Here is a 20721-nt window from a genome sequence, read left to right as displayed (position 1 = left end):
GCATGTGATTGTTGTACGTCGATCCGTGGCGGCGGGGGAGTGCGCTGCCGGCCACCAACGGCAGCGGCGACGTGCCGACGGCGAGGTCCGAGATTCCGGCCTTCGCGTTGTTGCGCCCACTTCCTCATTGTTGCCCGCGGGATCCGGATGCGCCGCAATCGCGCACGAAATCGCGGTGGCGGCCGACCTGAAGAGACGCGCAGCCCCGCGCCGCCGGAACGCGCGATACGGCCTGAAGCCTCGACGCCGGAGCCCGGCTACAGCGCCAGCTCAAGAATCTCCAGCACGTCCGCCTCCCGCGCGATCGGACGCGGATTGGCCTGCACCGGCGCGTAGCCGAGCGACCGGCGCGCGATCTCCCGCAAGTCGCCGCGGCCGATGCCCAGGTCCCGCAGCCTGCCGGGCAATCCGAGGGATGCGACCAGCTCCGCGATCAGCACGGCCGCCGGGACGTCCGGGCGTCCCACGGCGGCGGACAGTTGCTGCTGGCGTGCCGCGTTGACGCTGGCGTTCCAGCGCAGCACCGCGGGCAGCATCGCGCATGAGGTGTGGCCATGCGCCACGTCGAACGTGGCGCCGATCGCGTAGCCGATGCCGTGGCTGGCGCCCGATCCGGCGCCGGTGGACAAGGCCGAGATCGCCTGCCACATGCCGAGCTGCGACCGCGCCCGCGGGCCGCCGCGGTCGGGATGGCTCCTGATCGCGCGCAGCCCGTCGTGGAGCAGGCGCCATCCCTGCAAGGCATGGAGGTCCGTCACGGGATTCGCGCTCGGGGAACAGAATGCCTCCACGGCGTGATCGACCGAGCGCATGCCTGTCGACAGAAGAAGATCGATGGGCGTCATGCGCGTGGCGGCGGGGTCCAGGATCGCCGTTCGCGCCACCAGAAGTTCATGCCTGAAGATCTGCTTGGCCTTGGTGGCCAGTTCGGTCACGCCGGCCACGGCGGTGAATTCGGCGCCCGACAGCGTGGTCGACACCGAGACCATGCGCACGGGACTGGCGGGCGGCGAGATGGCGGTTGCATCGAGCAGGGCATCCACGGCGGCGACATCGCGCACGTCCATCCATTGGCACATCAGGGCGGCCTTGCAGCCGTCGATGACGGAGCCGCCGCCTACCGCGACGAGCAGGTCGGCACGTGCGCGCCGCATCGCTTCCGCGATCTCCAGCACATCCTCGCGCGGGGTGTGCCCGCGCATGGTCGCGATGGTGCCGACGTGCCGTCTCCCGAGCTCGCGCTCGACCTGCTGCAGCGGCCCGTCGGCCATGCGCGCGAGGGACCGGCCCGATGCGACCAGGACCCGCCCGGCGCCGCAGCGCTCCGCCTCGGCCAGCACCGCGCGCCCCGCCGGCATCGCGAAGACCACGCGCCCGGGCAGGGCATTCTGATAGACGAAGGGGACGCGCCCGAGATCGTCGTCCTGCTCTTGCGCCGTCACCGGCGGCGGTTGCGGGGTCATATAGTTTCCCGCCGCTGGCCGGCATCGGCCAGGATGAGATCCGCGCCCTTCTCCGCCACCATCATCACGGCGCCCTGGATATTCCCGGAGACCATCTTCGGCATGACGGACGCGTCGACGACGCGCAGGCCCGCCAGCCCTCGCACCGACAGGCGCAAATCGACCACGGCAGCGGCGTCGCTCCCCATGCGGCAAGTGCCGAGCGGGTGGTAGATGGTCTGGCCGTTGTCGCGCGCGAAGTCGAGCCAGGCCTCGTCGCTGGCGCACGCGTCTCCCGGGCTGAGTTCCTGCACGACGTACGGCCGCATGGCGCTTCGCGACACGATCCGGCGCGCGACCTTCATGGCGCCGACCATGCAGTCGCGGTCGACCTGCGCGTCGAGGAAGTTGGGGCGGATCGACGGCGACGCGAGCGGATCGAGCGACTTCACGTGAATGCTGCCGACCGATTCGGGCCGAAGCTGCGTCACGCCGATGGTCATGCCGGGCGCGCGGTCGAGGATGCGCTTGGACGCATCGGCGTAGCTCGCGTGCACGAAGAAATACTGGGCGTCGGGCGTGGCCACGTCCGGACGCGATTTCACGAAGCCGTTCACCAGGCCCGTTCCGAGCGTCAGGATGCCGGTCCTGCGCGTGAAGTATTCCGCCACGGCCAGCCCGAGGCGCCATCCGCGCGACATCTCGTTCAGCGTGACCGTGTTGCGCACGCGCCAGTTCATGCGCGTGGCGAAGTGATCGACGTAGTTCTCGCCGACGCCCGGCAACGCGTGCCTGACCGGAATTCCCATCCGTTGCAGCAGCGCGGGCTGGCCGACGCCGGACAGCTCCAGGAGCTGCGGCGACTGGATCGCGCCGGCGCAGAGGATGACCTCGCGCGCGGCGCGCGTGGTGGTCTCCACGCCGCCGCGCCGCCACGTCACGCCGGTGCAGCGCGCGCCCTCGATTTCGATCCTGGTGACGAGGGCGTCCGTCACCACCCGCAGGTTGGGCCGGTCGAGCGCCGGCCGCAGATACCCTTCGTAGGCGCTCCAGCGCCGGCCCGCCGATTGCACGACCTGGTAGTAGCCGACGCCTTCCTGGCTCTCGCCGTTGTAGTCTTCGTTGTAGGCCCAGCCGTCCTCGAGGGCGGCATCGATGAACGCCTGCGCGATCGGGTAGCGCTCGCGCACCTGCGCGAGCTTCATCGGACCGTCGTGCCCGCGCGCCGGGCCGCCCCGCGGATAGTTCTCGATCTTGCGGAAATAGGGCTCCACGTCGCGCCAGCCCCAGCTGTGCGCGCCGCCGGCCGCCCACGCATCGTAGTCGGCGCTCTGGCCGCGCACGTAGATCATGCCGTTGATCAGCGAGGAACCGCCCAGGCCCTTGCCGCGCGGCACCGAGATCACCCGGTTGCGGGTGCCTGGCTCCGCCTCGGTCTGGAAGCGCCAGTTGTACTGCTGGTCGACGAGGAGCTTGCTGAAGCCCGCCGGAATGCCGATCCAGCGGCTCGCGGGCTCGCCGCCGGCCTCGAGCATGAGCACGCGATGGCGGCCGGAGGCGCTCAGGCGGTTCGCCAGGATGCAGCCTGCCGTGCCGCCGCCGACGATGACGTAGTCCCAGCCCTCCTCGCGGGCAAGCGCGCCTTCGCTCATGGGGCCGCCTGCAGCATGAAGTCCGCCATCATCTCGATCTGGCTCACGAGCATGGGCTTGCCATAGTGGATGCGGCAGCCCCGCTTGCGGGCGGCCGCGAGCAGCGCCGTCTCGGCCGGCTTCATGATGACTTCGGCCACCACCTGGTCCGCGGTCAGCCGTTCGGCGTCGAGCGGCAGCGCATCGTCGGGCCGCATGCCGAGCGACGTGCAGTTGATCACCAGGTCATGCCCCGACGGGTCGCGCGTGCCGACCGCGATGGCGATGGCCGGAAACGCCACGCGCAGGCGCGCGGCCAGCGCCTGCGCCTTGGCCGCGTCGCGGTTGGCGATCGTGATCGCGGCGGCGCCGGCGTCGCCGAGCGCGTACGTGATGGCCGTCGACGCGCCGCCGGCGCCCGCCACGTAGACGCGCATCCCGGCGGGATCGAGGTCGTTGCCGCGCAGTCCGCCGACGAAGCCCAGGCCGTCCAGGATCCCGCCCCGCAGCCGCCCGTCGGGCAGGCGCCTGACGATGTTGACCGCGCCCACGCGGGCGGCCTCCGGCGTGAGTTCGTCGCACAAGGCGACGAACGCGTTCTTGTGCGGCACCGTGACGATGAACCCTTCGAGGTTCGACATCTGCCGCAGGCCGTCGGCCACCTTTGCCAGGCCCGCGACGGGCACCTGCATGGGCACCAGGGCCGCGTCGATGCCGCGCGCGGCCATCAGGCGGTTGATCTCCTGCGGCGCGAGGACCTGCTGGATGGGATCGCCGATGGTGGCCATCAGACGCGTGGTGCCGGTGATCTCGTTCATCTTGTCTCGGGGTGGAATGGCAGATTGGGAGATTGGGAATGCGCACGGCGACGCCCGGGAGCATCGGCCGTCCGCCGCGCCTCGCGCAAGACAGGTCCCGTCTCACGCGCCCGGCATGTCGGAGCGCGCCCGCGCGGCCAGCGCCCTCAGGCGCCCTGGAACCGCGGCTTGCGCTTCTCCATGAAGGCGGCCGCGCCCTCCCGGTAGTCGGCGCTCGCGAAGCAGGCCGCGATGGCGGCCTCGGCCGCGGCGACGTCGCGATCGCCGGGATCGTGGATGAGCTCGTTGACCGTCCGCTTGAGCGCCCGCAGCGTAAGCGGCGCGTTCTCGACCACGGCGGCGCACCATTCGTCGAACATCGCATCGAACGTCTCGCGCGGCGCCACCTGGCTCACGAAGCCCATGCGCAACGCCTCCTGCGCGCCGAAGACGCGCGCGGAGAAGAACATGTCGAAGGTATTGGCCACGCCGACCACGGTCATGAACCGGCGCACGCCCACCACGCTGTAGCCCAGGCCCATGCGTCCGGCCGGCATGCGAAAGCGCGCGTCGTCGCGGCAGAAGCGCAGGTCGCACGCGGCGGCAAGGCCGAGGCCGCCGCCCATGCAGATGCCGCGGATCCTGGCGACGACCGGCTTGCTGCATTTCACCGGCGCGAGGTAGGCCTGCTCCACGGCCGCGTTGTAGGCCGCCTGCACCGCGGGGTCCGCCTGCGACGCGCCGAACTGCGAGATGTCGGCGCCGGAGACGAACGCGCTGTCGCCGTCGCCCTCCAGCACGATCAGCCGGATCTCGGGGTCGGCGTCGAGCGCGTCTAGCGCTTCCGGCAGGGCAAGCCACATGTCCCGCGACATCGCGTTGTACTTGCTCGGATTGGAGAACACGATGCGACCGATGGCCGCCTCGCGCTTCACGATCAGTTCAGGCATGGCTCGTTCTTCCTCAGATAACCAGTTGTTCGCGGAGACCGGCGATCTCCGCAGCGTCGAAATCGCATTCCGCGAGAATCTCGGCGGTATGCTCGCCCCAGGCGGGTGCCGCGGCCACGATGGTAGCCGGCGTGCGCGACAGCGTCACCGGCTGGCTGATCACCTTGATCGGCTCGCCCTTGCCGGTGCGCGTATCGACCACCACGGCGAGATGCTGCACCTGCTCGTCCTCGAGCATCTCCGGCACGTCGTAGACCGGGCCGGCCGGCACGCCCGCGTCGTTCAGCAGCGCGACCCAGTGCTGCACGCCATGCGCGCCGAAGACTTCGTTGAGCCGGCTGTTCAGGCGCGCGCGGTGCTTCACGCGCAGGGGCTCGGTGGCGAATTCGGCGTCGGCGATCCATTCGGGATGCCCGATGACCTTGCACAGCCGCATCCACGTCCCCTGCCCGGCGGCGCCCAGGTTGAGCAGCCCGTCGGCCGCGTTGAACACGCCCATCGGCGCGCTCGTCGGATGGTCGTTGCCCGCGGGCCGCGGGATATCGCCCTCGTTCAGGAAGCGCGCGACCTGGAAGTCCATCATCGCGATCTGCGAGTGCAGCAGCGACGCCTGCACCCATTGCCCCTCGCCGGACTGGTCGCGCTCGCGCAGCGCGATGAGGATGCCGATGGCGGTGTAGAGACCCGTGCTCGAATCGGCGACGGCGATGCCGGCGCGCAGCGGCCCGGTCTCGGGATAGCCCGTCACCGACATGAGCCCGCCCATGCCCTGCACGATCTGGTCGAAGCCCGGCCGCGCCGCGTACGGCCCGTCCTGCCCGAATCCCGAGATGCTCGCCAGGATGATGCGCGGGTTGATGGCGCGCAGGGATGCGTAGTCGACGCCGAGGCGCGTCTTCACGTCCGGCCGCCAGTTCTCCACGACGACGTCGGCGGTCCTGACCATGCGCTTGAGGATGGCGAGGCCCTCGGGCTTCTTGAGGTTCAGCGTCATCGACCGCTTGTTGCGGTTGAGGTTCTGGAAGTCCCCGCCGAGGCGGTTGACGGCGAATATGTCTTCGTTCGGATCGACGCCGGCCGGCGGCTCGATGCGAACCACGTCGGCACCGAAATCGGCCAGCATCCGCACGCACGTGGGACCGGCGCGAACCCGGGAGAGGTCAAGTACCTTGATGCCCTGAAGGGCCGAGGATGCGCAGATGCGGGACATTCGTACTCCAGATGTATTTATGTTCGCGCAAAGCCCATTCATGCAAATGGGCACAAGCGAGCCTGGCAGGCCGTTCAAGGCTCGCGAAACTCAAGAGGTGGTGAAGAAGGATCTCAGCGCAGCATGTCCTTCGGTAGCGATTGCAGCAGGTTGATCAGCGTCGCGCCCTCGGGACGCAGATGCGCCCTCATGAGGCGCACCGCCGTCTCGCCATCGCGCTCCTGGATCGCTTTCGCGATCTGGCCATGCTCGAGGTGCGCGTGCATGGCGTCACCCACCGCGCCGAACGAATGGGAGCGGTAGGCGACCGTGCGGGTGCGCATGCGCAGGATCTCCTGGCGCAGGAACGTATTGCGCGAGCCGGCATAGAGCACCTCGTGGAACGCCATGTTGGCCTGCTGCCATCCGACCTGGTCGTCGGCCTCGGCGGCGGCTTCGCCGGCGAGATGGGCGTCCATCAGGGCTTGCCGCTCCGGCCGCGTCATGCGCTCGCACGCATAACCCGCGCAGAGCCCTTCCAGGTCGGACAGCAGCTCCCAGACGGAGACCAACTGCTGCACGTCCATCTTCGAGACGATCGAGCCGCCGCGGGAAATGCTGCTGACGAGACCTTCGGACTTGAGCCGCACCAGCGCCTCGCGCACGGGGGTGCGGGAGACGCCGAACTGCGTCATCAGGCTCTCCTCGTCGATCGAATCGCCGGGCAACAGCATGCGCTGGCTGATCTGCGACTCGACCGCTCTGTAGATCTGGTCGCTCGTCGTCATGGCACTTGCCTGTATCGGAGGGTTCCCGCGAAGCGCGGGCGCTCAAGGGCGCGGGAACCGAAGCGGCATGCCTGCCGGTCGCCGGCACGCCAGGCCCTCGCGTGCGCTCGGAACGCGGGGCATGGGTGCGCGGGGTGGAAAAGCTCGGAAGTGTCTCTCACTGTGGATGGGTCGGAAAAAATCGCTCGAAGTCGTCGGGAAGCAGCCGGGTCAGATCGTCAGGTTGACCGTCACGGTCTTGAGCCGCGAGAAGCCTTCGGTCAGGGAAGACAGCGACTGCTCCTTGCCCTGGCCGCTCTGCTTGAAGCCGCCGTAGGGCTGGCCGAACAACTGGCCCTTGCCCTGGTTGACCTGCACCCAGCCCGAGTCTATCTCATGGGCCATGCGGATCGCACGCGCCGTGTTGTTCGAGAACACGTAGCCGGCCAGCCCGTAATGGCTGTCGTTGGCCATCTTCAGCACCTGCGCATCGTCCTTCCAGGGAATCACGACGAGCACCGGCCCGAAGATCTCCTCCTTGGCCAGGCGCCACGCATTCGAGCTGCCGCCGAACAGCGTCGGCACGGTGAAGTACCCTTCGGCCAGCGGGCCGGAGGTCGGCGGCAGGCCGCCGGTCAGCAACTTCACGTCCGGGTTCTTCAGCCCTTCCTCGATGTAGCTGCACACGCGCCCGTACTGCTTGCTGCTGATGAGGCTGCCCATGTCGGTCGCCTCGTCCAGCGGGTTGCCGATCTTGTAGCTGTTCATGAGCTTGACCAGCTTCTCCAGGAACGAATCGTAGATGGACTCGTGGAGAAACAGGCGCGAACCGGCGGTGCACGACTGGCTCTGGCGCGTGAAGCGCATGGCCGTGCCCACGTTCTGCACGACCCACTCTTCGTCCGCGTCGTCGCACACGATGGTCGGGCTCTTGCCGCCCAGCTCCAGCGAGACCGGGCCGATGCGCTCCGCCGCCGCGGCCATGATGCTCTTGCCGACCCCGGTGGAGCCGGTGAAGGACATCTTGTGGATGCGCGGATGCGACGCCAGCGCCGCGCCGCACTCCGCGCCGAGCCCGGTGACGACGTTGAGCACGCCCGGCGGGAGGAAGCGCTGGCAGATCTCCGCGAGGAACAGGCCCGCGAAGGGCGCATCCTCCGCGAGCTTGAGCACCATCGTGTTGCCGGCCACCAGCGCCGGCGCGATCTTGATCGAGCACAGCACCGCGGGCGCGTTCCACGGCACGATCGCGCCGACGATCCCGAGCGGCTCGCGGCGCGTGTAGCTGAGGATGTCGTCGCCGAGCGGCAGCATCTCGCCCTTGAGCTCGCTGGCCAGGCCGCCGAAATAGCGGAAGGCGTCGACGCACAGCTGCGCCTCGGGCCGTGCCTGCGTGCGCAGCGCGTTGCCGGTCTCGTGCGCGATGATCCGCGCGAAGTCCTCCAGCTGCGCTTCGAGCGCGTCGGCGATCTTCTGCATCGCGCGGCCGCGCTGCGACGGCGTCACCTTCTTCCATGCGGAGAACGCGCGCTCGGCGGCCTGCACCGCGCGCTCGACGTCTTCCGCCCCGGCACGCGGGATCTCGGCGATGACGCGCTTGTTGGCGGGACACTCGACCGGCAGCGCGCGGCCGTCGGCGCTGCCCACCCACTCGCCGTTGAGCAGTTGCATGACGGGGCCGAGCCGGACCGAGGGTTCGGCCTGGCTTTGCAGACCATGAAATTCGTTGGACACGATCACTCCTGTGGATTGGGGCGGCTGGAGGACGGGACGCCCTGGGTTGATGGATGCTTGCTGGCCTCGCGCCGCGCATCGAGCAGCTTGATCAGCGAGCCGGTGATGCCGCGCGGCATCAGGAACATGCAGACGATCAGGATGCCGCCGTACACCGCGCCGGCGAGCGCCTGGCTGATGTCCGACGCATAGGACGGCACGAACTGCAGGAACAGGCCCGCCACCACCGCGCCGCTGATGGTGCCCAGGCCGCCCACGACGATCGACGCCAGGAAACCGATCGACAGCATGAGGGTGAACGAATCGGGGCCGATGAAGCCGATCGTGTAGGCCGCGAGCGCGCCGCCGACGCCGCCGAGCATCGATCCCGTGCCGAACACGACGACCTTGAGGTGGTTCACGTCCACGCCCATCGACGAGGCCGCCAGCTCGCCCCCGCGGATGCCGGCGAGCGCCCGCCCGGTGCTGCCGGCGACGAAGTTGCGCACCGCCCAGAAGACCACGATGGCGAACAGCAGCACGAAGTAGTAGAGCCACGCGTCCTGGCCCAGCGTGAACCATGCGGGCGGGTCCGGCTTGTCGAAGGTCAGGCCGGCGGCCCCGCCGGTGTACGACTTGAAATGCTTGACCAGCGGCACGACCGACACCGCGAGGATCAGCGTGATGAGCGCCAGGTACAGGCCGCGCAGGCGCTTGGCCGGGAATCCCGCGAGATAGCCGGCGCCGAAGCAGACGAGCGCGGCGATGCACACGGAAAGCGGCGGGTTCACGCCCAGCAGCGTATGCGTGAGGATGGCCGTGTACGCGCCCAGCGCGAAGAACATGTTGTGGCCCAGCGAGACCTGGCCCACGTAGCCGGTGATCAGGTTCAGGCCCAGCGCCGCGATCGCATAGGTGAGCACGCCGGTGAACTGGAACGTGCGGTAGCCGGGGAAGACCAGCGGCACCAGGAACAGCAGCGCCGCGAACGCGAGCCAGCCGAGGGTCGACGTCCTGCGCACGGGCCGGGGGCCGGCCACGGCCGGCGCGGGGAGAATGCTCACCTTGTTCATACGCGCACCATCACGGTACTGCCGAAGAGACCTTCGGGCTTGACGATCAGAACCGCCACGATCAGCAGCAGCGGCAGGAGGATCTGCAGGTCGGCGCCCAGCCACGGCAGGTAGGCCATGGACAGCGACTGGGAGATGCCGACCACGGCGCCGCCGACCACGGCGCCGCGATAGCTCGTGAGGCCGCCGACCACGGCCGCCGCGAACGCATAGATGATGATCGAGCCCATCATGTTCGGGTCGATCGTGACGCGCGGCGCGACCAGCAATCCCGAGACCGCGCCCAGCACGGCCGCGAGGCCCCAGCCGATGGCCATCATCGCGGTGAAGGGAATCCCGACGAGCTTGGCCGAGGAGCCGTTGGAGGCGGCGGCGCGCAGCGCCATGCCCAGCCGTGTCTTCTGGAACAGCAGGAACATGCCCACGGAGATCGCCACCAGCACGGCGACCGTGCCGAGCAGCTCGACACTGACGCGGAACGAGCCGATCGAGAAATATTTCTCGGGGAAAGGCGAGTCGAGCGGCATCTGCATGAAGCCCCAGGTCGCGCCGCTGAGGCTGTTGAACGCGAGGAAGAGGCCCAGCGTGACGATGATGATGGTGAGCTCGTCCTTGTTCTGCACCGGCCGCACGAAGATCAGGTAGGTTGCCATGCCCACGAACAGCGAGACGACGATCGCCACCACGATCGCCCAGCCCAGGGGCAGGCCCCAGGCCACGCACTGCCAGGCGACGTAGGCCGACACCGTGGCCATCTCGCCCTGCGCGAAATTGGCGATGTTGGTGGTGCGATAGATCAGCACCAGCGCGAGGCCCAGCGACGCGTAGATCGCCCCGTCGCCGATGCCGTTGATGATCTGCTGGAGGAAATACTGCATGTGTGTCCCTCTCGTTGGCGTCTCGTTAGTGTCTCAGTGACCCAGGTAGGCGGCGCGGATGCTGTCGTTGGCGGCGACCTCCGCCGCGCTGCCCGACAGCACCACCCGGCCGATCTCGAGGACGTAGGCGCGATGCGCGATCTCGAGCGCGAGATTGGCGTTCTGCTCGACGATCAGCATCGAGGTGCCGAGCGTCCGGTTGACCGTCTGCAGCGCGGCGAACAGGTGGTCGATGATGACCGGCGCGAGGCCCAGCGACGGCTCGTCGAGCAGCATCACGCGCGGCTTGAGCATCAGCGCCCGGCTCACCGCCAGCATCTGCTGCTCGCCGCCGGACAGACTGCCCGCCTTCTGCTTGTGGCGCTCGCGCAGGCGCGGGAAGAGCGTATACATCTGCTCGATGTCGGCGTCGATGCCGCCCTTGTCCTTGCGGCGGTAGGCGCCGACCTGCAGGTTGTCCTCCACGGTCAGGTCGGCGAACGTCCCGCGCCCCTCCATCGCGTGCGCGACGCCCATGCGCGCGATGCGGTCCGGCCCCATGCCCTTGAGCGGCTTGCCGTCGAGCAGCACCTGGCCTTCGCGCTTGATCATGCCGCTGATCGACTTGAGCGTGGTGGTCTTGCCGGCGCCATTGGCGCCGAGCAGCACCACGATGCTGCCCTCGGGCACCGCCAGGTCGACCCCGTGCAGCACCGCCGTCCTGCCGTAGCCCGCGGCCAGGCCCTTGATCTCAAGAACGTCCACGCTTCTTCCCCAGGTAGGCCTCGATCACGCGCGGGTCGGACTTCACGGCCTGCGGCTTGCCCTCGGCGATCTTGTTGCCGAAATCGAGCACCACGATGTCGTCGGAGATGTTCATCACCATGCCCATGTGGTGCTCGACCAGCAGGATGGTCACGTCGAAGTCCTGCCGCACCCGCAGCAGGGTCCGCGCGAGCTCGTCCACCTCGGAATGCGAGAGCCCGCCCGCGGGCTCGTCGAGCATCAGGAACGACGGGTTGGCGGCCAGCGCGCGCGCCAGCTCGATGCGCTTGAGCGTCGGATAAGGCAGGCTGTCGACGCGCTCGTCGTGAAGATGGTCCAGCCCCAGCCGTTCCAGCAGCAGCATGGCGTCGCGCCGCAGCGCGATCTCCTCGGCGCGCCGCGACACCGGCACGCACGGCGCCATGAACAGGCGGGTGCGGCCGTGGTGGTAGCCGCCCAGCATGACGTTTTCAAGCACCGTCAGGCTGTTGATCAGCGCGAGGTTCTGGAACGTGCGGGCGATGCCCCGCCTGGCCATGTCTTTGGACTTCAGCCCCGTGATGTCCTCGCCGTCGAACAGGATGCGCCCCGACGACGGGTTGTAGAGGCGGCTGACGCAGTTGAACAGGCTGGTCTTGCCCGCGCCGTTCGGACCGATCAGGCCGCAGATCACGTTCCGGCGAACCTCGAACGTCAGCTCGTTGATCGCGACGATGCCGCCGAACCGCAGCGACAGCTTGTCGATCGCGAGCTTCGGCGAAGCCGTCGCCGGCAACGCCTCGACGGTCTCCGGCGGCAGCGCCATCAACACGGCGCTCATGCCCTGACGGCCTCGCCCGGCTTCGGCTGCCGGGGCGCGCTGCCCAGCCCGAGCTCCTGCTGCGCCTGCTGCGCCATGACCGACATGTCGGCACCCGGCGCGGCCGCGCGCAGCGACTGCGCGCACGAGGCCGCCACGCTGCGCGAGACCGTGCCCTTCGCGCCCATCGCGTCGTAGAGCGACATCGCCACGCGCACGTCCTTCTCGAGCAGTTGCATGGTGAAGCCGCAGGCGAACTTGCGGTCGACGATCTGGGGCTGCCAGTGCGTCATGGACACCCAGTTCTGGCCGCTCGAGGCGTTGACGACCTTGAGCATGGTCGCCGGGTCCAGCCCGAACTTCTCGCCGACCGCGAAGGCCTCGCTGTTGACCGCGAGCGCGGTGGCCGACATCAGGTTGTTCAGTGCCTTGACCGCGTGGCCGGCGCCGACCCTGCCGACGTGGAACACGTTCGGCCCCATCTTCAGCAGCAGCGGGCGGGCCGCTTCGTAGTCGGCGGCGTCGCCACCCACCATGATCGCGAGCGTGCCCTTCTCCGCGCCGATGGCGCCGCCCGAGACCGGCGCGTCGATGAAGCGCAGGCCGCGGCGCTTCGCCTCTTCGGCGTTCGCGACCGAGTTGGTCGGCGCCGACGAGCTCATGTCGATGATCAGGGCGCCCGGCTTGAGCGCGTCGAACAGGCCCTTGCCGCCCTCGCCGCGCAGGACGGCGTCGACCACCTGGCTGGTGGGCAGCATCAGGATCACCGCATCCGCCGCGGCCATGTCGGCCACCGTCGCCACCCTGCCGCCGACCGCTTCGGCCGCCGCCGCGGCCGCGGCCGCGTTGGCGTCGCTGACCAGCAGCGTGGCCGAGCCCTTGAGATGCCGGACCATGCGGTGGCCCATCGTGCCGAGACCGATGAAGCCGACCGTGGCGAACGCGTGTTCTTTCACTTGTGTCATTTCAAATCGCTCCTCTGTGCTGCGCTGTGCTGTGCTGTCTTGGGGTTGGGATCAGTTCGACTTGGCGCGCGGTTCCCACGCGGGCGTGCGGCCCTCGTAGTTGAGAACGCCGCCGACCGGCACGAACTTCACGCCGTCGAACTGGGCGATCTGCACGGACTCGATCGGATAGCCGTCGGCCGTCCCTTTGGTGTTCAGCCTGATGCCTTCGAGCAGGATCGGCACCTTGACGTTGTCCAGGCTGCGGATGGACGCCATGAAGGCGTCGCGCGTCGGCGTCTTCATCCGCTCCAGCACGGCCTTCGTGGCCATGCAGTCGTACCAGCCCATCGTCGCGTTCTGGTCCGCCACGTTCGCGCCCGGCGCGTACTGCTTGAGCTTGGTGAGGTAGGTCTTCATGTCCTCGTCGTTCGCGAACGCCGGGTTGGTCGCGTCCTTGATGTAGAGGCCGCTGTAGATGCCCTTGGAGATGTCGGCGCCGGCGGGCACCAGCGTGCCGCCGATGCTGGCGCCCACGTTCCAGACGATGTGCACCGGCTTCCAGTTGATGGCGGCGGTCTGCTTGATGGCCTGCACGACGAACTTCGGCGTGGTCGCCTCGACGAAGACGTCGGCCCCCGACTCCTTCAGGCGGCTGATCTTCGCATTGATCGTCGGCTCGCTGTAGCTGTGCTCCTCGTGGGCCACGATGTTCAGGCCGAGCGCCTTGGCGGTCTTGACGAAGGTGTCGGCGAAGAAGGGGCCGCCGCTGTCGTCGTTGATCAGCGCGATCTTGGCGTTCGGCCACTTCTGCTTGATGAACTCCGCGTACATGGCCGCCTCGGTGTTGTACGAGAGATAGCCGAGCATGGTCCAGGGGAACTTCTCGACCTCCGCCCTGGCGCCGAACATCGGGCCGCCCGAGCCGATGAAGGCCTGCGGTATCTTCTCGGCGTTGTAGTACGAGCGCGTTCCGAGGTTGGCGCCGGTGCCGTTGTTGCCGATCACGGCGAAGACCTTCGACTGCTCCACGAAGCGGCGCGCGTTCTGCAGCGCGCGGGCCGGCTCCATGGCGTCGTCGAGCGTCTCGATCTTGATCTTGCGCGTCTTGCCGTCGCCGACCTTGACGCCGCCCTGCTCGGCGTTGAGGTAATCGAAGCAGCCCTTGACCCCCACGCCGATGGCGCCGTAGGCGGCATTGGGGCCGGACTGCGCCACGGAGACCCCGAACACGATCTCGGAGTCGGAGATGCCCGCGTCGGCCGCGCGCGCCGCGGCGGACCAGGCAATGAGCGCGGACGCCACCGCGCAGAACATGAGGCGACGGCCCGAAGGGCTTCGACAAGGGCTCCGACCATAGATCATTCGCTGTCTCCTAGTTGTTGTGTTGAGAGTTCCGCCCTCAATCGGCCGGCGCTGCGACGTGTGTGGTTGGTCATCGCCAAGTCTTTTTACACGTCACCTCCGTATATTTATAGAATCTATCTGAATTCAGAAAAGCGCCTTAGGGATATTCCCGTAGCTGCACCGCCGCAAAATTCCGGCGCCGGCGGACGGCCGGGGCGCTGGAACCGACATCGGCAGCACAACCAGGAGGCAGGATCGATGGCAAATGAAAACGGGTCCGACGCGGCACCGGCAACGCAGGCGCCCGCGCTGGCGTCCAACGCCGTGAGCGATGCGCTGCGCGCGCGCTTCGGCGTCGAGGGCGCATGGTCGTTCGGGATCACCTTCCGCGCGCGATGGAGCGAAACCGATGCCTACCAGCACGTCAGCAACCGCACGCACTTCGTCTGGTTCGAGGAAACCCGCAACCGCTACCTGGAAGCCGCCGGCTATCCCCTGACCGGGCCGGACACGCCCGGGCCGGTCATCCGCGAGACGACCTGCACCTACGAGCAGCCCATCTCGCTTGGCGACGAAGTGCTCGTGACCTGCCGCACCGCGTGGGTCGGCCGAACGAGCCTGCGGATGGACTACGCGGTGTGGCACGGTGGCCTGGCCGCGACCGCGCATACCATCGTGGTCTGGTATCGCAACACCACCCGGGAACGTCTGCCGGTGCCGCCCGCACTGATTGCCTACATGGAAAAACTCGACGGCACGACGCGGCGCTGAGGCCGCGGATGCGCATCCGCCGGGCGAGAGCGCGTCCGCACATTCCCGGCAGGATGCGGCTTGACGCGCCGATGTGGAAAAAAGCACATCGGGAGCCGCGTCGCGCCGCGCCGGCAAGATCCCCGGGGCCGCGAGCGCCCCGCCGGCCGCCGGGCGGCCCCGCTCATTTTCCGCTCATTGTCATGAACCACACTGCCGTTGTGGAGGCAGCGCGCGCCGATGCGATCAACGCCGGTCCGCCGCCTTCCCGATACGCTCTGGAGACCATCATGACCAAGATTGCCCGGCTGCTCGAGAAGCTTCACGTCACCCGCCGCTTCGCGGAAAGCTACGGACAACCGGCGATGGCCCCGCGCCTCACTTTGCCGCTTTGCGGAGCATGATTTCACGAGCGACTTCGGTGACCAGTTCACGCAACCACTGGTGCGCAGCATCATGGCGGTAGCGGACATGCCACGCCATATCCACCGGGAATGTCCCCAGGTCCACTGGCGCGGCCAGTATCTTCAGCCGGGCATCGCTTGCCAGATGGCGACAGATCAGCGCAGGTAGCGTCGCGCAATAGTCTGTCGCGGCAACAAGTTCCGGAACGGCCATGAAGTGCGTGACGGATATCGCTACCTCACGGCGAAGGCCCTGGCGCTGAAGCGTCTGGAACAGACCCGCGCGCAGGCGGCCGGGTGGCAGCACATTGACGTGCTTGAGCTGCTCGTACTGTTGCCTGGACATTCGCTTGTGTACATGCGGATGGTCGGCGCGCACCACGCAGGCAATGCCGTCTTCCATCAGGGGCTGCACCACGAGGTTGTCAGGCGGGTCGACAATGCGACCCAGCACCATCGCGGTAGCGCCGGAACCCACGCCGGTCTCGGCCAGGTCCGTGCCAAACGGCACCAGCCGCAGCCGAATTCCCGGTGCCCGCTCGCTCAACCGCGTGACGATTCCAGGCAACAGCACGAACTCGACGTAGCTGCTCGGCGCCAGTATGAACAGACGCTCCGCCTGCTTCGGGTCGAAGCCCTGCTGGCCCAGTACCAGCTCGTCGAGCTGGCCGATCGCGGCGGCGATGCCGGGCGCCAGCGCTTCGGCTTTCTCCGTTGGCTGCATGCCGTACCGTTCGCGAATGAACAGGGGGTCCTGCAACAAATCCCGCAGTCTCGCCAGGGCATTGGACAGCGCCGGTTGCGTCATCCCCAGCCGCTCGGCCGCACGCGTGACGCTTCGCTCCTCCATGAGCGTCAGGAATACGGGTAAGAGATTCAGGTCGTAGCGCATCCAGATATATTGTCAGGAAAATATCTGGAATCCAATAAATAAATTGGATGAATGAACAGGCAGTGCACATACTCCATTGCACCAAGAGGTTGCCTGCCCTGCCTGACAGACAGGCGGCAGCACTCTTTCCACACTGCATCTGCACACAGCCACTGGAGTCGCCATGTCTTCCGAATCGCTTTTTACCCCCTTCCGCCTGGGCGCCATCGACGTCCGCAACCGCATCGCCATGGCGCCGCTGACCCGGTCGCGCGCAGGCATGGACGGTGTCCAGACGCCGCTGGCCGTCGACTACTACGGACAGCGAGCGTCGGCGGGCCTGATCATCACCGAGGCAACCAACATCTCGCGCCAGGGTCGTGGCTACGCTTACACGCCCGGCATCTACACCGATGCGCATGTGGATGCCTGGGCACCCGTGACCGACGCGGTCCATGCGGCGGGCGGCCGCATCGTGATGCAGTTGTGGCATGTGGGCCGCATGTCGCATGTCAGCCTGCAGGAAGACGGCGCCGCGCCGGTAGCGCCGTCCGCCATCCAGGCTGGCGGCAACGTCTTTACCGAAGCCGGACACCTGCCGCCGTCGATGCCGCGGGCACTTGCCACCGAGGAGATCGCCGGCATCGTGGAAGACTACCGAAGCGCCGCGCGCCGCGCGAAGGCCGCCGGGTTCGATGGCGTGGAAGTACACGCAGCCAACGGCTACCTGCTGGAGCAATTCCTGCGCGACAGCACAAACCACCGCGAAGACCGCTACGGCGGCTCCATTGAAAACCGCGCACGCCTGTCACTGGAAGTGGTGGAAGCTGTCGCGGGAGTCTGGGGCGCCGATCGCGTCGGGCTTCGCCTCTCCCCCTTCTCGACCGCGGTAGGAGACACGCCACTGGACAGCACGCCGATGGAAACGCACGGCTACCTGGCTCGCCGGCTCGGCGAGATGGGACTGGCATACCTCCATGCCGTCGAGGGGCAGTTGCACGGCGGCAACGGCGCCGCAACGTTCGACGTGCAAGCCCTGCGCGCAGCCTTCGGCGGCGCCTACATTGCCAACAATGGATACGACCGGCACCGCGCCCTGAACGCCACCGCTTCCGGTCACGCGGACATGATCGCCTTCGGCAAGCCCTTCATCGGAAATCCCGACCTCGTTGAGCGGCTACGGTCGGACGTGCCTCTGCATGAGGCACCGGCGGCTACCTTCTTTGGCGGCGGCGCCGAGGGGTACACCGAACTGGTCCGAGCCTAGGGCTGGCACGAGACTGGCCGGTGGGGGCTGATTGCCTCGGCCGGCCAGTGGAAAAGTCCAGACAAGATCGGCGCGCAATGCATCCTGCCGTCCTTCCTTAGCATGGAGAATCGCCACGCCACGAATTTCGCGCATGACTACCCGTTCCTGAAAATGGTTGCTCAAGGCGGCAAGCCGCTGACCGCCGGTTGCCGCCTGTTTCGTCGACTTACTCGCTACGGTCGTACGAGAACTGGATGCCCGGCGTGCCGCCCGTTTCGATGAACAGGTTCATGAACGCGGGGACGGTCTCGCTGCGCTTCCAGTCCCGTTGCAGCTCGCAGAACAGTTGCACGGTAGAAATAAGCTTGCCGCCGGCCTGCTCGATGCGTCGCAGTGCGGCTTCATGCGCGGCCACGGATGTGCCACCCACGGCATCCACCGGCACATAGACCTCGTAGCCCTCGGCCAGCGCGTCCAGCGCCGGGAACGTCAGACATGCTTCGGTCCAGAGCGCAGTCATGATGAGCTTCTTGCGGCCGGTTTCCTGAACCGCTTTCCGGAATTCCACGTCCTCCCAGCTGTTGATGCTGGTGCGATCGTAGGTCGGATAGTCGCCCAACACCTTGCGGATATGGGATACCGGCGGCTTGTTGAGACCGGTTTGCACGTTGACCGTGGAATGCACGATCGGCAGGCCGTAAGCGATGGCTGCCTTAGCGCAGCCAACGATATTGTTCAGCATCAGTTGCCGATCCATCGAGGCAATCGAGTTCACCTGCACCGGTTGATAGTCGATGATGATGAAGGTCGAGTTTTGCGGTGTCAGCAGTTGATCCGCCTTCGGGTCACGAATAGATTCGCTGGCCATGATTACATCCTTTCTTTGACAGGTGCCCGCCATTGTTCCGGCGCGGGAGGCAACTCCGGGCAGGCAGGGGCGGTGCGGGCAGGATGGCCGTCCCCATTCTGGAAAAAAGCCGGTCTTGCCCTGCAAGACCGGGATGAACGTCAAGTGGCCTGAACGAAGCGGCCGCTTTTGAAGTCGTCGAACGCCTGGATGAGTTCCGCGCTGGTGTTCATCACGAACGGCCCATGACCTGCTATCGGCTCGTCGATCGGCTCGCCAGTCAGTACCAGCACCATCGCGTCGCCATCGGCGTGAATGGCCACGTTGCTACCCTCGCGGCTCAGCAACACCATTTCCGCCTCACGAGCCTCCTGGCTGCCGTTGAGGGTGACGTGTCCGGCCAGCACCACCAGCATGGCCGTGTGGCGCTCGGGCAGTGCGATCGTCAGATCGTTATTGCCGGACAGGCGCAGATCCCACATGTTGATGGGCGTAAACGTCTTGGCTGGTCCCTTCGCGCCGAGCAGTTCGCCGGCGATCACTCGCCCCTTGCCGCTACCGTTGGGCAGATCGACGACGGGAATGTCGGCCGAGACGATGCCCTGATAGCCGCCAGGCGTCGTCTTGTCCTTGGCCGGCAGGTTCACCCAGAGCTGGATCATGCGGAACGGGCCGCCAGTCTTGGCGAACGCCGGTGAGTGATACTCTTCATGCAAGATGCCGGCGCCGGCAGTCATCCACTGAACGTCGCCAGGGCCGATGACCCCGCCATTGCCGGCGGAATCCTTGTGTTCTACCTGCCCGTCATAGACGATGGTTACCGTCTCGAACCCGCGATGCGGATGCTGACCCACACCACGACGCTTCGTCGTCGGTTCGAAGTAGTGCGGCCCCGCGTAGTCGAGGAGCAGGAACGGACTGATGTGCTGGCCGAGATCGTTGTACGAAAACACTGAGCGGACCGGAAAACCGTCGCCCACCCAGTGGCCGCGATTGTTGCCGTAACGGCCAAGAATTGCCTTGCTCATGATCATTTCCCGTGACAGCAGTAGTAATTACCGCTTCCTGCCATTGAAAATAGCAGCGCAACGATCGATCAGGAAGATTGCAATTTCCTACGCTCCGTCCTAATAATGGGACGATGCAAGACCTCAACGACCTCTATCACTTCGTGCAGGTGGTCGACCACGGCGGCTTTGCCGCTGCGGCTCGCGCCACGGGCATGCAGAAATCCAAGCTTAGTCGGCGCATTCTGCAGTTGGAAGAAAGGCTAGGCGTGCGCCTGCTCAACCGCTCCTCGCGCCGGTTCTCGGTGACGGAGATTGGCCGCGAATACTATGATCGTTGTGTCGCCATGCTGGTGGAGGCCGAAGCGGCCGATCAGGTAATCGCGCAGGTAAAGGCCGACCCGCGCGGCATCATCCGCGTAAGTTGTCCTGTGGCGCTGATCAACTTCCAGTTCGGCGAGTTATTCGCGCGCTTCCTTACCGCTTACCCGGCCGTGCAAATCTATCTTGAAAGCACGAACCGGCGCGTCGATGTGATCGCCGAAGGGTTCGACATCGCCATCCGCGTGCGCTTCCCGCCGCTCGAGCCGTCCGAGCTGGTCATGCGCAGGCTCGACACCAGTACGCAATGTCTGGTAGCCAGTCCCGCGCTGCAGGCGGTACGCGCCATCACCTCGCCCGCCGACTTGCACCATTCGCCCAGCATGACCCTCGGGCCGCCGCGGCGGGACTATCAATGGCAGCTCGAACACGCCGACGGTCAGACGGCAAACGTCACTCATGTGCCACGTCTGGTCAGCGATGACATGGCGGCCCTGCGCGATGCGGCCATCGCCGGCGTAGGGGTTGTTGCGCTGCCGACGATGATGGTGTGGCGACAGGTCGAAGCGGGACAGCTCGTCCACATTCTGCCCGACTGGCGGCCACCGGCCGGCATCGTCCATGCCGTGTTTCCTTCCCGGCGAGGGCTGTTGCCTTCCATCCGGACGCTGCTCGAATTCCTGGCGGCCGAATGCGACGAAGCGCGCCGCCGGGCCGTTGTGTAAGGTGCGTGATGCAGCGCAGGGAGCGAGCCTGTCTTGCTTGCGACGAAAGCAGGCTTGACGGTAGCAACAAGTATCGGGTCCCTGCAAACGGCATTTATCGAACACTTCGCAAGCGCCAGTTATTGGGGCGAATTCATCCCTCCGAGCCATCGTGAGCAACGGCTGCAACTGGCCGCACGGAGACGTTGCCACTGCGCGGCGCGCAGCAGTGACAGGACACAGGCGGCCGCCCGATCGGGCGTGCCAACGGAAAGGAATTGAAAGCCGCTCGAA

The 20721-nt window shown here is 67.1% G+C and carries 20 protein-coding genes; 4 read left to right on the top strand and 16 right to left on the bottom strand.

What is annotated here, in order from left to right:
• Positions 1 to 257: 257 nt before the first annotated feature.
• The 13 genes from K206_RS0117775 to K206_RS0117715 form a co-directional block, all read right to left on the bottom strand.
• Positions 258 to 1463 carry an iron-containing alcohol dehydrogenase gene (locus K206_RS0117775; protein WP_020203745.1) on the bottom strand — a complete coding sequence of 402 codons (1206 nt, stop codon included), beginning with the start codon at positions 1461 to 1463 and terminating at the stop codon, positions 258 to 260.
• Positions 1460 to 3094 (bottom strand): GMC family oxidoreductase, encoded by a 1635-nt coding sequence (locus K206_RS0117770; protein WP_020203744.1) that lies wholly within the window; start codon positions 3092 to 3094, stop codon positions 1460 to 1462. The genes K206_RS0117775 and K206_RS0117770 overlap by 4 nt, the downstream gene beginning before the upstream one ends.
• Complete coding sequence (locus tag K206_RS0117765) at positions 3091 to 3891, bottom strand: shikimate dehydrogenase (protein WP_020203743.1); 801 nt, start codon at positions 3889 to 3891, stop codon at positions 3091 to 3093. The genes K206_RS0117770 and K206_RS0117765 overlap by 4 nt, the downstream gene beginning before the upstream one ends.
• A gap of 146 nt (positions 3892 to 4037) precedes the next feature.
• Positions 4038 to 4820, bottom strand: a complete 783-nt coding sequence (locus K206_RS0117760) for an enoyl-CoA hydratase (protein ID WP_020203742.1) — start codon at positions 4818 to 4820, stop codon at positions 4038 to 4040.
• Positions 4821 to 4833: 13 nt separating this feature from the next.
• Positions 4834 to 6030 carry a CaiB/BaiF CoA-transferase family protein gene (locus K206_RS0117755; RefSeq protein ID WP_029043762.1) on the bottom strand — a complete coding sequence of 399 codons (1197 nt, stop codon included), beginning with the start codon at positions 6028 to 6030 and terminating at the stop codon, positions 4834 to 4836.
• A 113-nt stretch (positions 6031 to 6143) separates the two neighbouring features.
• The gene (locus K206_RS0117750) at positions 6144 to 6797 is read right to left on the bottom strand and encodes a GntR family transcriptional regulator (protein WP_020203740.1); all 654 of its coding nucleotides are present in this window, start codon (positions 6795 to 6797) and stop codon (positions 6144 to 6146) included.
• 210 nt (positions 6798 to 7007) lie between these two features.
• Complete coding sequence (locus tag K206_RS0117745) at positions 7008 to 8510, bottom strand: aldehyde dehydrogenase family protein (RefSeq protein WP_196812890.1); 1503 nt, start codon at positions 8508 to 8510, stop codon at positions 7008 to 7010.
• 2 nt (positions 8511 to 8512) lie between these two features.
• A complete protein-coding gene (locus tag K206_RS38560) occupies positions 8513 to 9562 on the bottom strand; it encodes a branched-chain amino acid ABC transporter permease (RefSeq protein ID WP_020203738.1) in 1050 nt (349 codons plus the stop codon).
• A complete protein-coding gene (locus tag K206_RS0117735) occupies positions 9559 to 10440 on the bottom strand; it encodes a branched-chain amino acid ABC transporter permease (RefSeq protein WP_020203737.1) in 882 nt (293 codons plus the stop codon). The genes K206_RS38560 and K206_RS0117735 overlap by 4 nt, the downstream gene beginning before the upstream one ends.
• Before the next feature lie 33 nt (positions 10441 to 10473).
• The gene (locus K206_RS0117730; RefSeq protein ID WP_020203736.1) at positions 10474 to 11184 is read right to left on the bottom strand and encodes an ABC transporter ATP-binding protein; all 711 of its coding nucleotides are present in this window, start codon (positions 11182 to 11184) and stop codon (positions 10474 to 10476) included.
• A complete protein-coding gene (locus tag K206_RS0117725; RefSeq protein WP_020203735.1) occupies positions 11171 to 12004 on the bottom strand; it encodes an ABC transporter ATP-binding protein in 834 nt (277 codons plus the stop codon). Before K206_RS0117725 ends, K206_RS0117730 begins: the two co-directional genes overlap by 14 nt.
• Positions 12001 to 12948 (bottom strand): NAD(P)-dependent oxidoreductase, encoded by a 948-nt coding sequence (locus K206_RS38555; RefSeq protein WP_020203734.1) that lies wholly within the window; start codon positions 12946 to 12948, stop codon positions 12001 to 12003. Before K206_RS38555 ends, K206_RS0117725 begins: the two co-directional genes overlap by 4 nt.
• A gap of 51 nt (positions 12949 to 12999) precedes the next feature.
• Complete coding sequence (locus K206_RS0117715; RefSeq protein WP_020203733.1) at positions 13000 to 14244, bottom strand: ABC transporter substrate-binding protein; 1245 nt, start codon at positions 14242 to 14244, stop codon at positions 13000 to 13002.
• Positions 14245 to 14532: 288 nt separating this feature from the next.
• Here K206_RS0117715 and K206_RS0117710 point away from each other — a divergent pair, with 288 nt between their 5' ends.
• Positions 14533 to 15045, top strand: a complete 513-nt coding sequence (locus tag K206_RS0117710) for a thioesterase family protein (RefSeq protein WP_020203732.1) — start codon at positions 14533 to 14535, stop codon at positions 15043 to 15045.
• Between the two features lie 182 nt (positions 15046 to 15227).
• Positions 15228 to 15428 (top strand): hypothetical protein, encoded by a 201-nt coding sequence (locus K206_RS43755; RefSeq protein WP_196812889.1) that lies wholly within the window; start codon positions 15228 to 15230, stop codon positions 15426 to 15428.
• Here K206_RS43755 and K206_RS0117705 read toward each other — a convergent pair.
• Positions 15403 to 16320, bottom strand: a complete 918-nt coding sequence (locus tag K206_RS0117705) for a LysR family transcriptional regulator (protein WP_020203731.1) — start codon at positions 16318 to 16320, stop codon at positions 15403 to 15405. The two genes, K206_RS43755 and K206_RS0117705, sit on opposite strands and share 26 nt — an antisense overlap.
• A 163-nt stretch (positions 16321 to 16483) precedes the next feature.
• Here K206_RS0117705 and K206_RS0117700 point away from each other — a divergent pair, with 163 nt between their 5' ends.
• Complete coding sequence (locus K206_RS0117700; RefSeq protein ID WP_020203730.1) at positions 16484 to 17566, top strand: alkene reductase; 1083 nt, start codon at positions 16484 to 16486, stop codon at positions 17564 to 17566.
• 208 nt (positions 17567 to 17774) lie between these two features.
• Here K206_RS0117700 and K206_RS0117695 read toward each other — a convergent pair whose 3' ends face one another.
• On the bottom strand, positions 17775 to 18416 hold the full coding sequence (locus tag K206_RS0117695) for a hydrolase (RefSeq protein WP_020203729.1): 642 nt from the start codon (positions 18414 to 18416) through the stop codon (positions 17775 to 17777).
• A 140-nt stretch (positions 18417 to 18556) separates the two neighbouring features.
• Positions 18557 to 19429 (bottom strand): pirin family protein, encoded by an 873-nt coding sequence (locus tag K206_RS0117690; RefSeq protein ID WP_020203728.1) that lies wholly within the window; start codon positions 19427 to 19429, stop codon positions 18557 to 18559.
• Between the two features lie 107 nt (positions 19430 to 19536).
• Between K206_RS0117690 and K206_RS0117685 the strand changes: the two genes are divergently transcribed.
• Positions 19537 to 20448, top strand: coding sequence for a LysR substrate-binding domain-containing protein (locus K206_RS0117685; RefSeq protein WP_020203727.1), 912 nt, complete (start codon positions 19537 to 19539; stop codon positions 20446 to 20448).
• Positions 20449 to 20721: the final 273 nt, after the last annotated feature.

Origin of the sequence: Cupriavidus sp. WS, from assembly GCF_000395345.1 — a bacterium.
GTDB lineage: Bacteria > Pseudomonadota > Gammaproteobacteria > Burkholderiales > Burkholderiaceae > Cupriavidus > Cupriavidus basilensis_B.
Note: the sequence above shows the minus strand (reverse complement) of the source record. Positions and strands in the feature narration are given on the sequence as shown.